Raw genomic sequence first — 16,296 nt, 5'->3', positions numbered from 1 at the left:
TACGTGTACTTTTTGTAAATTATCTTGATATTTCAACTAACTATAAACGGTTAATCGGCCTGAGCAATTTTTGAACGCGCACCCGGCTAAAGCCCGCCTAGCAACGGGCTCTGATAAGCTGCGTGCAGTAATTGACAAAATCAAAATACCTGTAAGCCGCGCCGTGGAGACAACCAAGTTGCGCGAAGCAACGCTGGCAGCAGTAAGCGAGGTTGTTAAAAAGGACCGCAAGCTTGCTACTGATGCTGAGCTCAAGCGTGAGCTAGATGCCTTCACCAAAGCCACGACAAAAACTGCCACGGTCGGCGAAAAACCCGATGCCACCCTGGCCGAAGCCCTGGGGCTCGATATACCGTTAGCGTTTCATCCGGAATTTCGTCGTGACCTCGACCTTGCGCGTCTTTATCGCCTCGGTGATGCAGTAGGTATTAACGAGAACACGGCAAAAATACTGACTGCAGAGATAAACAAAGTTTCTGACATTACTAACGAAAAGCTTGCAGCATTGGTCGCAGAAAACAAGCTTAAAAAATCCGATGCTGTAGTAACTGGGCAGGCGGCATCGTTATATAACTTACTCGACGAGCGGCCCGAGCTTGTCGAAGCTGCTCATAAAGCAATCGGTGGTAACGTCCGCACGCTCGTTAATAACGATAAAGCTGCGTGGATCAAGATCATCAAGGACAGCAAGACCCAGCCACCCGGTAATATCTCTGTTGAAGCCTATGCGGATCTCCTCGAAAAAAAGACAAAGAAGCTATTTCCCACCGATACTATAGCGAGTGCCTTAACCAAGGTTAAAGTTACTGAAACACTCAAATACAACTCCGGGCTTGAAGCTCTGCGCGAACTCAACCCGGGCCTCGCGTTGGTGGGCACGCAAAATTTTAGCGTGTTAAAAACCGAGGGTGTTGCTGCATCCGAGCTTAAGCAGCTTGAAAATAAATACCTTGCCGTCGTACGCCTCGCTAACCGCTATGCCGGAATGCGCTTGGCCAGACTCCTTGATGATATGTCACTGTCACATAACGAGCGCGACCGCGAAGTAAGTCGTCGTATCGAGCTCGTCAATCGTTTTTTTGCGGATAATGAAGATGTACTTGGCGTCGATCTTACGACTCGCAGCGACGAAATTAGCGGGCTTACCTTTGCCGCGGGTGCATCGGATACTGACAAGGCCATGGTGCTTGCTACTGCACGCACCTACCAACGGGCTCAGGCGGTAACTAATGACATCATAGACGCAGAGTCCCTAGTAGTAGGCGGCTATGCATCAGCTTTTTCTCTGGCAATAAGCAATCCGGAAACTATTGCAGCGCGTACGGGCCTGGCGCTCGCCGCAGCAACTAATTATCGCGGTAAAGCTAAATCCATAGCCACCGGAATCATCGGTCACGCCGGCACGGTTATCGACGTTATTAATGGTGGTTTTTCCGATACTGCAGTCGGCAATATCAGCACTGAGATCGCGGGCTACTTAAAAGAGATCCCAGGCTTCGCAGATTTTTTCGGCAATCAAAGCTACTGCAACTGCAAACACTGCCAATCTATTCTCAGCCCTGCAGCATACTTTGTCGACCTTATGTGCTTTGTCGACGACAATATCACGCAAAAGTTTTTCGCCTCCAAACCAACCCATGCTCTCAATCTTAAAATACGACGGCCTGATCTGTGGACGTTAGAGCTTACCTGCGAGAATACGAACAAGCCTATTCCCTATTTGACCATCATCAATGAAGTCTTGGAGAACGCCGTCGCCAGGGATGCCGGCTATACCGGCAGCTACGCGGATAGATCTGCCGTCGCAACCAAGGTTTATAAGGATACTCTGACGACTAAAGTAGATAGCTTCAAGCAACCTTTACACTTACCCTTCGAGCAACTGCTTGTATATTTAGATCACTTCCAACGAAACCTCGGCGATTTAGCAGAAGCCGGCAATGCTACCGGCGACGCCTTAGCGCGCTTGCGCTTATCGCTGCCGCCAAAAGATTACGAGCTCATTACTCAAGAAAACTCAAACCTTAGCTTTCTGCGCAATGTGTACGGCATCGCCTTTACTGAGTCAGCAGGCACTATTACTAAGCTTGATGCGCAAACACTGCTTAAACCAATGGGTATTAACCGTAACGAGCTTGGTGAGCTAATTCTCACTAAGTTTGTTATTGCCAGCGGACCGGTCATCAGAATTCGTGGTGAGAAACGCAGCTCTGAGAGTATTCAGAACGATATCGAATATGTGCAGAGCCTGACGCGTGGCGCGCTTGATCGCATGCACCGGTTTATACGGCTGTGGCGTGCCACCGGATGGCGTATGGGCGAGCTCGACCTCGTTCTATCTCATATCGATAAGGCGGGAATTGGCTCAGGAATCACTACAATAACCGTGCGCGCAGTAGCACATGTGCACCGTCTGCAGGCAACCCAAAATATCAGTGTCGAAGAGCTCACCGCACTATGGTCGCTGCTACCAAGACAGCCGGTTCTTCGCGAAATACCAGCGACTACGAGCAGCACTGATGACAACGCACCTTTTGCATATCCACAACCTTTGTCACTGGTAGCCCGTCTAACAACACCTCTATTCGATCGGCTCTTCAATCAAGAGCGCTTTATAGAAGAGGGCGGCACGCTACCACAGGCAGGAGCTACATTCCTGCATCCCGCATTATGCGCTGTAGCACCAACCGATGTTGACCCCAATCTCCACCGACTACGTGCCGGCTTGGGAGTTGATGAAGACCAATTGTTACAGCTTATAACCGGGCTTGCCGAGGCTTTAGGCATTGATTTGAGCTCGAGCGATGACAACGATAAAAAATTCGCATTAAGCCATAACAATCTTTCACTTTTATATAGGCACGCGCGTCTTGCCAAGTTATTGAGAGTAAGCATTCCCGAGCTGTTTGCGCTTACAGCACTTGCTCCTGAAATCGCCTCCGCGCACATAGAAAACCTCGACAACTTACAGGCCCTAATAGATCTACATGCATGGTGGAAAACTACTGCTTGGAGTATTGCTGAGCTTGCCACGATAGTACAGCCCACGACGCCGGCACTCACCGCGGTCATTGCTATGCAGCCGGCAGCAACACGCCCACAAGCTTTGGCGCAAGAGCTGGTAACACAAACGCAAGAAGGCGGTTTGCTGATTTTCGCCGATACCGTCTTTGCATTTTTATCTACCACAGCTCCAGGTGCTACTGGTGCTGCGATCACCGAAGAGCAATCGCGGGCTATCATTGCCTTAAACCCAATCGCATTCGAAGCAATTGACACTGAGGGCAGCTATTGCTTGGCGAGTGGGTTTGACCCTAATGCAGCTCTTACGCTACCCCCGGCTGTTGATCCGGCCCTGGCAGACGACCTGTTAGACTTGGTAAAAGCTTATCACAGTGAGGCCATTTTGTTGTCGTTGCTACCGGCAAAGCTCAATACCCCACCGGCAACGGCAACAAGCTTAATTGCCATGCTTGGTGTCGACCTCAATGACGATGCCTATTTTCGTGAGCTACGTGAAGACGTAACTCCGCCGCAGCACATCGTCGAGTTGCTTGCAGCTCTTAAGCCGCTCACCATACTTTTTGCCGAAACATCAGTGTTTGACGAAAACACCCTCGAATTTGTGCGTGCGCAGGCCGCTTTGTTCGGCATTAGTGATTTTGGCACAATTTCCACCTCTGTTATTCGGCGTATTGAGTTATTCCGCAAGCTCGTTACACCTTGGATCTCGCGAAGCGAAGCCGCACCCGATTTACCGGCCATACTTCAAGCTTTCTCTGCGACCGCGCATTTTAACAATGCTAATCAAGAAGAATTAGCAGCCGCGCTTAAATGTGATGTGGGGCTTTTGCAGTCTATTCACAGCCAAATAACTCTTAGCTTGACTCCCTTCGAAGCGCTGCAAGAAATGCTCGACGCAGTGACATTGGCACAGCATGTGGGCCTCGGTGGTGTTGCCCTCAAGCTCGTCCAGTCTGTCAGTTATGACGATCTAGCGACAGCAAGTAATGCGCTTGAGACAGCATTCCGCGCCAAGTACGAAAATGAAGACGAATGGCAGAAAAAAATCGAGCCGTTTCGCGATCGACTGTTGTCTCGCCGCCGTGATGGTTTGCTTGCGTATCTAGTGCACTCCGGCGCTCCTGAGTTTGACGAAGTCTCCGACCTCTACCACTACTTTTTACTCGACGTAGAGCTTGAGGGTTGCGTCCGTACGTCGCGCGTTGCCAGTGCTATCGATAGCGTTCAGCTATATGTGCACCGCTGTCTGATGAATTTCGAAGAAACGCCGCCTGGTCACAGCAATCCGGTGCACGTATTGCCTGAAAGTATCCCCACCGATGAATGGTCATGGCGTAAAAACTACCGGGTGTGGGAGGCTAATCGTAAGATCTTTCTTTATCCCGAAAACTATATTGAGCCCGAGCTGCGCGATAATAAAACACCGCTTTTTAAAGCGCTGGAAGAAGATCTCCTGGCTAAAGAAGTAACTAATGAAGCTATACTCGAAGCTTACGGTAGATACTTACGGGGATTTGCCGAGCTTTCTCATCTTACCATTGCCGGCTCATATCACGAGAAAGATGAAGACAAGCAGAGTGATGCCCTGCACTTGTTTGGAGTAACTACCGATGGTCCGCCTGTGTATTATTATCGCCGCATTGAAAATGCGCACTATGGTGCAACCAGCGACAGCCGCGCAACGCATTATAGCCCATGGGTTAAACTGGATATCCAAATACCGGTCCGCAAAGTTTCCCCCCAAGTACACAACGGCCAGCTTTATATCTTCTGGATCCGCTATGTCACAAGATCATTAAATAAGCTCGTGGACAGTGGAAACCAATTTGTGGGCTATCAACACCGCGCCTTTGTAGAATTCAGCCGTCGCAATATCGATGGTAGCTGGACCACACCGCAAAACATTGCCCTCGAAGAAAGCCCATTCGGGCCTGCGGTTTTTCCCCAGTCATACCAAGACAATGGTGTTATCCTCGACCCCATTGTTTCTAAGGACTTCGGCAGCACAAATCTTTTCGGCATCCCTTTGTTCGGCAACTTCGAGCCGCTTTATGACGACAGGCCCCACGAGGTTCCCAAAGAGGACTATACCCTTAGAGGTTTCCGGTGGAACCAACTTTACCCCGCCAGCGGTAAACAGCTATTTCTGCGCGGACTAGATTTCCAATTGTGGTCATCCGTTGACTTGTATCGCTTGTGTATCGGTCCTCGCTTTGAGCTTGAAGATCCGGTCGACTATGGCGTGTCATGGCTTAATCCGGCGATATTTATACTGATATGGATATTTAGCGGGGGTAAGTTTGATCTCACCGCTCTATTGCCCTCGCGCTTGGTGTGGTCAAGAGCTACGACTAACCAGCGATCGCTTTATACTATGACACCCAAGCTCCCCTGCTTTGATACGTATACGTACGCGTCGCTGTTGCTCGACGAAGCTCGTGTCACGCAATACGAGACATCGCTTGCTTTTCCGCTTGCAGGTAGCCAACCGGGTACATGGACAGGGCCACAGTGGCATGAAATGATCACTGACTATCTAAAAGATATGTTTCATGGCAGCCAAGTCGCCACCGTTCCTATCAGCACCACCCTTGATGTAGTCAACGGCTCGGTCGGTGACGTTATTATTCAGACCAGTAGTGATGCCTTCTATTTGCAAGAGGACGTCAGAAGCGACAGTAAATATCACCTGCGTCGGCTCAATACGAGCATAAGTGAAGATATCGCCGATATTTTATTTAATCACGGACTCGAAGAGTTACTAGCGACTCAAACCCAGCTTGATCTTAGCGAGCACAGCATAGATCTGACGCTGGTTAATTCCAGGGTACACAATGCCACGCATACAGGTGACCTCGATTTTAGCGGACCAATGGGGGTATACTTACGCGAGATATTCTTCCACATCCCGTTTCTGATCGCTAATCACCTTAATAGCCAGGGTAAATACGAAGAAGCACAACAGTGGTACCACAATATTTTCGACCCCACGGCAGCAGAAACGATCACCGGACTACCACCCGGTCTTTCTGCAAAAGAGCGGCAGCGGCGCGAGCTGGACCGCGCCTGGCGCTATCGCGAGTTTCGCGGGCTGGGGCTCGAGTCATTAAGAGCACAGCTTACCAATGCCGCGGCAATAGAAGAGTATCGGCGCGACCCCTTCAATCCACATGCGATCGCGCGATTACGTCTTAGCGCTTATCAAAAAACAATTATTATGAAGTACGTAGATAATCTGCTTGACTGGGGCGATCATTTATTCATTCAGGCCTTTTCTCAGCTTAACCCCGAGTATCTGCGTGAGGCCACGCTCAAGTATGTAACTGCGCAAGATATTTTAGGTGAGCGACCGGTCTTAGTCGGTGACTGCGGTGAAGGCGCACTCAGCCCCAAAGTCTTTCCGAAGATACGCGACGCCTTAAGTGACGGCTCTGAGTTTTTGATGGAAATGGAGTCGATAATAGCAAGTCACTCGCGCGCAGCATCCTTTGCGAAAACTGTAGATCAAATGGTTATGCTATCGGATAAGCGCGCAGCACGAGAGACATCTATATTGTATGCTAAAGCCGCGCCTATGGAGGCAAACGCGACAGCAGTAGAGGTGCTTGCCGCCCCCACCCCCAATAAAGCTCAGATGCTGATGGCCTCTATTCCGGCAAGCATCAAAGATACTGCGGTGCGAGCCACAACCAACGCCGATACTATAGCGATTACAAATACGGATATTGCAAGAGATGTCACAGTTGCCGATTGGGCCCGTGACATTCTACATCCGGGTATTGGCTCGATTTTCGATTGGGGCCACACGTTTGTTAGACAAATCAACCCCATCTTTTGCGTTCCGGGTAATGAGCACATGTTGGGATATTGGGATCGTGTTGCCGATAGATTGTTTAAGTTGCGACATTGCATGGATATAGAAGGTGTCGTGCGCCAATTGCCGTTATTTGCGCCGCCGATCGATCCCGGCCTGCTTGTAGGTGGCAAGGCTGCAGGATTAGGCCTCGAGGACATACTTACTGCTGCAGGAGGAAACCTACCGCCATACCGCTTCCGTTATCTTATTGATAAGGCGAAGGGCTACACGGCAATCGTACAAAGTTTCGGCGGAGCGCTTTTATCAGCTATTGAGAAACACGACGCTGAAGAATTAACCAAGCTGCGCAACGTGCATCAGAAAAATATTCTGGCGTTAACGACCGAAGTGAAGAAAAACGAGCTTACAATTGCCGAGGATAGTATCGAGATCATCAACCGACGTCTGGCTGGTGCACAATATCGTCATGATTACTACGATGAGCTTATCTCCTCTGGCCTTAGCGCGGCTGAAATCACACAGACGGCGGCACGAATTACCGCGTCAGTGTTAAAAACTGCTGCATCCATAACCGATACCGTAGCAGGGATAGCGCATTTAATTCCGCAAGCAGGATCACCGTTTGCCATGAAATACGGCGGCCTCGAGGTTGGTATGAGCTCCACCGCCTGGTCGAAAGTCATGAATAGGCTGGCTGATGTAGGTGATAGTGTCGCCTTAATATCTGGAATTGTCGCCGGGTTCGAGCGACGCGAGGAAGGTTGGAAGTATCAAAAGAAGACGGCAGAGCATGATATTAAAGTCATTAATAAAGAGCTTGAGGTTTCTTTGCTACGCAAAGAGATTGTCACCCGTGCACTTACGCTGCACGAAAAGGCCATTGCGCAACACAATGAGGTAATGGAATTTTATAAAGATAAATTCTCAAACCTCGGGCTTTATACCCATTTATCGCGAATTCTAAAACAACTATTCCGCGAGGCCTACAATAATGCCCTGGCCATGGCCAAATTAGCCGAGCAGGCCTATCGCTTTGAGCGACCGGCGGATAGCAATGTCTTGGTCGGCGGCGAGTGGGACGCATCACACTCGGGCTTGTTAGCCGGCGAGCGGCTTATGTTGGCGCTGCACAACATGGAAAGGAAGTTCATCGAAACCAATCCCCGCCAATGCGAGGTTAATCAGAGCTTCTCCCTCGCGCAGATTGACCCGCAAGCGCTCATTAATTTAAAGGAGCTGGGCAGTTGTGAGTTTATGCTGCCCGAGTTCTACTTTGACCTTTTCTATCCGGGTCACTACCGTCGTCGCATTCGTGGCGTGCGTCTGACTATACCTTGTATCACCGGGCCTTATACCAATGTAAGCACTAAGTTGACGCTGCTTAGAAGCTTTATTCGCCGCGATGCAACTCTCGGAGCCGCAAATCTATTCGAGGTACCGCCGAACCGGACAACCTCAATGGCCACTAGTACGGCTCAGGGTGATGCAGGTGTCTTCGAGCTTAACTTCCGTGACGAGCGGTATATGCCGTTTGAGGGTGCCGGTGCGGTAAGTCAGTGGCGTCTGGAGCTACCGGCACATTTCCGGCCGTTTGACTATCAGAGCATCAATGATGTCATACTCAATATCAGCTACACGACCGAAGAAGATGGCATCTTGCGACAGCAGGTCGAGTCACAAAATGCTATGCTCGAAGGAAGCTTACTGAATTTCCTCAGCAACAATACATTGACGCGGGTACTCAGCTTACGACAGGAATTCTCGAGTGCCTTTAATCGGCTTGTGCAAGCTGCAGCCGGCACACCGGTGACTATAGATATTGGTGAGCGGCATTTCCCATTGTTCTTGCAAGGTCAGGCCCTGCGTGCAACTAGCGCCACGATGGTGCTTGTAGTCACTGAGCGTAGCCCTATCGGCTCTGTGTCGCTCACGATGAATGGCACAGCCGTCACCGGTTTCTCAGATCCTACAAGCCCACCAAGCCCGGGTGATCCATTGGGAGGTCTGCCTACAGCAACATTAGGCACCGCGTTATCTGCTGGTCTAAAGCAGCAGCACAGTATCATCGCCAGTGACGCCGGCAATCTCGCTGCAGCTTCGGGCAGCGGTACATTATTCGATCCCAATAAGCTACGCGATATCTTGCTTATAGTTAGCTATCAACTATGAGGATCTGATCGAATTGATCAAAATTGCTTATAGACCTTCGTAGCATTATAGGCGTACAAGCGAACAATGCGGTTTATACGTCGTTTAATAGCTTATTCACTTTTTTGTTTTGCTTGGCCGTTATTATTTGCTCATCCCAAGTTGCGCTCAGGTATAAAACGTCGCCTTGGCCTACATCCTGCTTCATGGCCGAATTTCACTAAGGGACCGCGCATATGGCTACATGGGGCTTCAGCCGGTGACATACTTGCCCTTAAACCTTTAGCGCTTGAATTACGACAATTGCAGCCACAAGTAAATATTGCGCTAACTACTATTACAAACAGTGGCCATGCTATGGCAGCAAAACTCGGCCAGGTTTTTTCGACTATTACTTACGCACCCTACGATTTAATGGGTCCGGTTAAACGAACCATTAACAAACTACAACCTAACGTTTTAGTTTTAGAGTATACAGAACTATGGCCTGAATTAATTGATAGCGCACATCGCGCTGGTACTCGCTTAGTATTACACAATGGCCGATTTTCTGCTGAGCGTATCTCAAATTATCGCATACTCTTTGCCTTAGTTGGCAACTTACTTGAACGCTTTGATTTATTATTAATGCGCGATGAATATGAAGCTGAGCGTGCCCAAAGGTTAGGAGTTGCTGTAAATCGTATAGTTATTACTGGCAATACAAAATTTGATAACCTGGTAATAGAAGTCTCGGCCAACCAACTTCAAGAATTAGAAAAAGCTCTAGCCTTTCCTGAAAAATCACATATCTGGGTAGCAGGCAGCACCCATGAAGGTGAAGAAGAATTATTGCTAGATGTCTATGTTACCCTACGTAAAAATCATCCTTTACTTAAATTAGTTATTGCGCCTCGTTATACTGAACGAGCTAGTCGTATAATCTCACTAGCCCAACGTCGAAACTTAAAGGCTCGCACTCACTCATCAACACCTGCAGTTTCAAGTGATGTAGTAGTTATTGATACGATAGGAGAATTGGTAGCCTGCTACAGTTTGGCTGATAGTGTTTTTGTTGGTGGAAGTTTTATTACCCGCGGCGGCCAAAATATTCTTGAGCCTGCTGCTTGCGGCAAACCGGTTATATTTGGACCACATATGGAAAATTTTACCGATGCCGTTCAAGCATTGCTAGGTAGAGGCGGTTTGCAGGTAGCTAGCAGTAAACAATTAACACGTATCTTATCTGATTTAATCGAACGTGAAAGTTATCGCAATGAACTAGGCGAATTGGCTCGCACTCAGGTTTCAAAAATTCGTGGCGCAGCAAAACGCAACGCTGAGCTTATTTTGGGTTTGCTGTAAATAGAAATACTATTAGCCTGCAAATTATTTCACCACCATGCAACTATATAGGCAATCCAAGCTTGCTCATTGGCAGCTTTGTTCACCTTTTTAAAAATACCATTACCGCCACCTTTGGCATCTGAGCCCTCCCAATACACATCAATTTGACTAAAACCAGCTTCTTTTAGAAGGTCTTTGAGTTCTGGCAGCGACCAAATACGCCAGTCATAAGTAAATACACGTTTGATTTCAGAACCGTCTTTGAAACGAAAATGAATATAGCGTAATGCTTCCCCACTTATGGCGTCATATACACGTTGATCCCACACATAAGTCGCACCTTTTATACGCTTGGTTTCTATGAGTTTTTTATGCGAATCAGTGCCCCCATAAATATCAAGAACAAAAGCCCCACCCTTTTTTAATGCTAATCGTGTTTGTTTAAAATATTGCAACATCACCGAACGCTTCTTAAAAACACAATATGAAAAATTAAAAGCAGCTACAACATCAACGGTTACTTCGGCTTTTGCTAAAACGTTGCAACAAGTTAAACGCACTCTTGCAGCGGCGTCATTCGATAACTTGGCAAGATGGGTACGCTTGCCGTAATCAAGCGTTGGTTTATCAAGATCACGTCCGATTGCACGTCGGTCAGAACGACTTTTCACCCATTCACTACATAGCAATGCTGTACCACAAAAATCTTCTCGTAATATTAATGGAATGTGGGCATTAGTTTTACGAAAAATACGATTGATAAAGTGAATTTCAGCTTTAGGCGCTTGCACCGCTTTTTCGTATAAAGCAAAACGATCAGCATTTTTTGCTGTAATAGTTATAGTACTCTTAGATTGGTTGGCGACGGACTTTGCTTCGGCCCTAGCTTTTTTCTCTAACAGTTTCATTTCTGAAACTAGCTTACTCTCTGACCTGACAGTGCCCTGATTAGCATTTTTAAAATACATGATAAGTTAATTCCCCAAAGTTAGTTTTAGATACTTGCTTAATTGTTTAAAATCATCAGGTATTGGAGCATTGATCATCATTTTTACTCTGGTAATTGGATGATTAAATTCTATTCGTTCTGCATGTAACATTGGTCGAGCAATAGCAATAGGCTCACTGCCTTCTGTATACATCGGACCGCCATAAAGACTATCTCCCAACAACGGATGGCCAAGATGCGAAAGGTGCACACGTATCTGATGAGTACGGCCAGTTAAAGGCGATGCTTGCACTAAACTAGCCTCACTATTTGAAGCCATACCACATAATTCTGTTCTTGCTGGTTTGCCATTTATACTAACTGTATGGCGAGTACGAGCCGCTCTGGCAATCGGATAATCTGCCATCTGCTTATCGGTAAATGTACCTTGACATAAAGCTAAATACGTTTTGCTAATTTCACCACTACGAAATGCTTCATTTAAACGACTAGCAGCTAGCGAGGTTCGGGCAACGATTACAACACCACTAGTACCAGCATCAAGTCGATGAACCAGCCAAATCTTTGTTCGTCTGCCTTGTTCACCGGCATCAGCTAATACCAACGGCGCCAGAGTTTCTAACGATGGGCTACCGAAACGGTCATGTTCGGTAAGTAATCCTGCTGGTTTATCAAAAACTATTAAATAACGATCGATATATAAAACTGCTGCTTGTTGTCTTAATACATGATTATTTTTTTGTTCTTGTGGCAAACTTTGTTTTTTAACCATTGCAGATGAAACTAATTTATCTGCTTGCGAATTGTCAAAAACAACTTCAACTAATGCACCCAATTTAACTGGCTTGGTTAGTATGCGTACGGTTTTCCCACCGATAAAAACTCGCTTGGTTGATATCCATATCCTTGCAACCCGACGAGACACCTTTGCCGTTTGTGCTACTAATTGATCGAGCCGCATACCTGCTTGCTCGCTGCTAACTACAAGCCGTAATCTGTTGTCCACTTTTAATTAACGTTGCATTAGGGCTAATTAATAAGTAGTTGTTTATAGCCTGTCACATCTTCAAGCACCATACCAGCACCCTTAGCAACAGCCAATAAGGGTTCATCTGCAATAAAAACTGGAATACCTAATTCTTCACGAAGCATAGTATCCAAACCACGCAGCAGTGCGCCACCACCTGCTAATACAATACCTCGCTCAGAAATATCACCTGCAAGTTCGGGCGGAGTTTTTTCAAGTGTAGCTTTGACGGCTTCGAGAACTGCACGAGTACAATCAGCTAATGCTTCACGCATCTCAGCACTAGTAACTTCAATAGATTTTGGTACACCACTAATTAAATCACGCCCTTTCATATCAATAGGGGTCGGCTCACTACCATCTGGTGAAGGCCATACGCTGCCAACACGAATTTTAATATCTTCAGCAGTACGCTCACCAATCATCATGTTATGATGACGACGTACATAACTAACAATAGCCTCATCGAATTTATCGCCAGCTACCTTTAAATTATAATTAGTAACCATACCTGACATTGAAACTACGGCAACATCAGTAGTGCCACCCCCAATATCAACAATCATATTGCCGCGAGCTTCACGCACCGGTAAACCAGCGCCAATTGCAGCCGCCATTGGTTGTTCAATTAGATAAACCTCACGAACTCCGGCATTTTCTGCAGCTTCACGTACTGCTTTACGCTCAACATTAGTAATGCCTGCCGGAACTGAAATAATCAGTCGTGAGCGTACAAAATGTCGCCGATTATGAATTTTATTAATAAAATACTTAAGCATTGCTTCAGTAATAGTAAAATCAGCTATTACCCCGTCACGCATAGGGCGAATAGCAACAATATTACCAGGCGTTTTGCCTAGCATACGTTTGGCTTCAACGCCCACAGCGAGAATACGTTGAGAAGCACCAGATTTTGATATCGCCACTACCGAAGGCTCATTTAGTACAATACCCTGTCGGCGTACGTAGACGAGGGTATTAGCCGTCCCTAGGTCAATAGCAAGGTCTGTAGAAAAAATACCTAATAAAGACTCGAACATGGTCGCGAGAGAAAACGGTTAAAGACGTTAAAAGTCAAGAGTTTTCACGCCTTTAGTTAAAAAAAAGATAGCCAGCAAGTCTAAATCATGCTTTGCATAGCAATAATTCAAGTGATAAAGACATTGCACTTGCTTATTAGCAGGACATAAGTTGCGATGGCCATGAAATTCTTCCTATTTTTTGCTGTGTTCGCCTTTAACCTACCAAGCTATGCCAATGAGTCTGATTACGATCGCCTAGTAGCAAGAGCAAATTCATTCATCAGAATGGGACAACTACAACGAGCTATTGAATTTGCAGCTACTGCGGTTAATAGTAACCCCAACCGACCTGAAGCCTTTATCGTTTGGGGGCGAGCGCTGGCTAGCCAAAATGAAAATCAGCAAGCCCTTCTAAAATATGAACAAGCTCGATCGCTAGGCAGCTATGATCGGGAACTATTTGTTGAATTATCAAGCATTTATGATGTAACAAAAAACTACGATGAGGCCATTGGCGTATATCAAGACTGGCTAAGTAATAATCCTCACGATGTTGAATTAATACATCAGCTTGGGCTTACCTGGTTAATACTAAAAAAATATCCAGAAGCAATTTCGAATCTGCAAAACGCGCTTAATTTAGAGCCAAACGAGCATAACATACGTCAAAATCTCGGGTATGCTTTGCTGCGTAATCGTGAATTTAACAAAGCAGATGCTCAACTTGAACAAGTCGTAAAAGCTGAACCAAAAAATGTAGAAGCTTTACATTTATTAGCGCAGACAAAAGCTGGTCTGGGTCAATTAGATAGTGCCTTATTATATTTGAATCGAGCCTTAGAAATTAACCCTAAATATAGCCGTGCTCTAAAAACTCGAGCACGTATACGACTATTATCTAAAGATGCCAAAGGTGCACTTAACGATTACCAATTACTACTAAGTATACACAGCGACGATGGGGCTATCTTGTTAGGAGCTGCTGGGGCATTGTTAGCACTAAATCAAATTAAAGAAGCGGCAGTTTTAATAGATAAAGTCAGCGCGACTTCACCAGAGCATCCTTATGTGCGTTTTCGCCAAACACAATTAGCTATTCGCAAAGGAGATAGTAAAGCTCTTACAACTTTAGTTAAGCTTGCAGAAAAAATCAGTGACTCTGATGAAGTCTGGCAAGAAATTGCTTGGGCCGCAAAAAAATTTAATAATAAACAATTAATAAAAGAAGCGGCTGAGCATTTACAACCGAGACATCTAAAAAAACCTTAGAGTAGTTTCCTTTTGAAGTGAGCGTAGCTTTAGACACGACAGACCGTAGCCGAAGATGCTCTAAGCTTCAACCAATCGTTTTTGCACTATCTCAAGAACAGAATCTAAAGGAATACGTTCTTGTTTCATAGTATCGCGATCACGAATAGTTACAGAAGCTTCGGTTTTAGTATCGCCATCAATGGTGATACAATATGGCGTACCAGCTTCATCGTGGCGACGATAGCGTTTGCCGATAGCATGCTGTTCATCATATTTTGCATTTATCCCCGCTTTAAAAAAGCGCGACACCAAATCACGAGCTATCTCTGGTAAACCATCCTTTTTTACTAGTGGCAAAACTGCTGCTTTGATCGGAGCCAAACGTGGATGTAAACGTAGTACTACCCTCGTAGAATCCTCGCCCTTACCACCAGGTACTGGCTCAACTTGATACGCATCTAATAAATAAACCAACACTGCACGTGTAGCACCTGCTGCGGGTTCGATAACATATGGCACATAACGCCATCCATTTTTACCCGTTACCGGATCGGTCTTTTGTTGATCAAAATAACTAAGTTTTGCTCCAGAAAATTCTTGGTGTTTTTTCAGATCATAATCTGTGCGGCTAGCTACACCCTCAAGTTCACCCCAACCCCAGGGATATTCATATTCGATATCGTAGCAAGCATCAGCATAATGAGCCAATTCATTACCTTCGTGCGCCCGGGTACGAAACTTGTTTTTATCATTGGCATAGCGTTTCCACCAATTAAGACGCTGCACTCGCCAATATTCAAGCCAATCAGCTTGAGTACCTGGTTCGACAAAGTATTCCATTTCCATTTGTTCAAATTCAATTGAACGAAAAATAAAATGTTCAACCGTTATTTCATTGCGAAAACTACGCCCCATTTGAGCAATGCCAAACGGAACCTTCATCGACATAGTCTGCTGTACATTTAAAAATTGTACAAACATCGCCTGCGCAGTTTCGGGGCGTAAATAAGCAGCTGTTTCACGCACCAACGCTTCGATTTGCTTGCGCAATTCTTCCCCAGTAGCATCCTTATATTTTTCGATTACCTTGGCGATTTGTCCTAAAGTATCAACAGCACCAAGTTGGGTGCGAAACATCAGATTGAATTGACGCTCATCTGATAGGTCAGAACTACCACATTGTGGGCAAATGTAACCACGACTATCAACTTCACCACTAAGCTTTTTGCCGCCTTTTTTACCTCCTTCAATATATTCAACAGTTGTACCAGCGTCCATTTTTGGGGCTTTATCAGCACGAAAACGCTCTTTACAATTACGGCAATCAACCAATGGGTCTGAAAAACCCGCTAAATGCCCTGAGGCTTCCCATACTTTGGGATGCATTATTATTGATGCATCAAGCCCGACAACATCCTCGCGCTCATGCACCATAGTGCGCCACCATTCACTCATAATATTTCGTTTTAATTCAGCGCCTAATGGGCCGTAATCATAGGCACTTTTTAAACCACCATATATTTCACTAGATTGAAATACAAACCCACGGCGTTTACATAAACTTACAATAGCCTGCATTAAAACAGCATTTTCAGAAGTATCTGTTTTTGTGCTCATAATCGCGGCGTCATAGCCCAAGTAGCGTCAACATCCAACATGCAATAATTAATACTTTGCCACCTTTGGTATAACTACCTTAAATAATTAAGATTTTTCTTTTGCCTTTTTTTCT

7 protein-coding genes are annotated in these 16,296 nt (G+C 46.1%); 3 read left to right on the top strand and 4 right to left on the bottom strand.

Annotation, left to right across the window (positions count from 1 at the left end):
- The first annotated feature begins 70 nt into the window (after positions 1-70).
- Positions 71-9,010, top strand: a complete 8,940-nt coding sequence (locus tag JW841_05425; protein MBN1960365.1) for a hypothetical protein — start codon at positions 71-73, stop codon at positions 9,008-9,010.
- A 66-nt stretch (positions 9,011-9,076) separates the two neighbouring features.
- Complete coding sequence (locus tag JW841_05420; GenBank protein MBN1960364.1) at positions 9,077-10,333, top strand: 3-deoxy-D-manno-octulosonic acid transferase; 1,257 nt, start codon at positions 9,077-9,079, stop codon at positions 10,331-10,333.
- Positions 10,334-10,362: 29 nt separating this feature from the next.
- Here JW841_05420 and JW841_05415 read toward each other — a convergent pair whose 3' ends face one another.
- The 3 genes from JW841_05415 to JW841_05405 are packed head-to-tail and all read right to left on the bottom strand — an operon-like array spanning position 10,363 to position 13,331.
- A complete protein-coding gene (locus tag JW841_05415; GenBank protein ID MBN1960363.1) occupies positions 10,363-11,283 on the bottom strand; it encodes a class I SAM-dependent methyltransferase in 921 nt (306 codons plus the stop codon).
- A gap of 6 nt (positions 11,284-11,289) precedes the next feature.
- A complete protein-coding gene (locus tag JW841_05410) occupies positions 11,290-12,270 on the bottom strand; it encodes an RluA family pseudouridine synthase (GenBank protein MBN1960362.1) in 981 nt (326 codons plus the stop codon).
- A 23-nt stretch (positions 12,271-12,293) separates the two neighbouring features.
- The gene (locus tag JW841_05405; protein MBN1960361.1) at positions 12,294-13,331 is read right to left on the bottom strand and encodes a rod shape-determining protein; all 1,038 of its coding nucleotides are present in this window, start codon (positions 13,329-13,331) and stop codon (positions 12,294-12,296) included.
- Between the two features lie 162 nt (positions 13,332-13,493).
- On the opposite strand from JW841_05405, the gene JW841_05400 reads away from it, so the two are divergent.
- Positions 13,494-14,582 (top strand): tetratricopeptide repeat protein, encoded by a 1,089-nt coding sequence (locus tag JW841_05400; protein MBN1960360.1) that lies wholly within the window; start codon positions 13,494-13,496, stop codon positions 14,580-14,582.
- A 60-nt stretch (positions 14,583-14,642) separates the two neighbouring features.
- On the opposite strand, the gene JW841_05395 is transcribed toward JW841_05400, so the two are convergent.
- A complete protein-coding gene (locus JW841_05395; protein ID MBN1960359.1) occupies positions 14,643-16,181 on the bottom strand; it encodes a glycine--tRNA ligase in 1,539 nt (512 codons plus the stop codon).
- Between the last annotated feature and the right edge of the window lie 115 nt (positions 16,182-16,296).

The organism is Deltaproteobacteria bacterium (assembly GCA_016931625.1).
Taxonomy (GTDB): Bacteria; Myxococcota; XYA12-FULL-58-9; order XYA12-FULL-58-9; family JAFGEK01; genus JAFGEK01.
The sequence above is the reverse complement of the archived record's forward strand: the minus strand, read 5'-3'. Positions and strand labels throughout refer to the sequence as shown.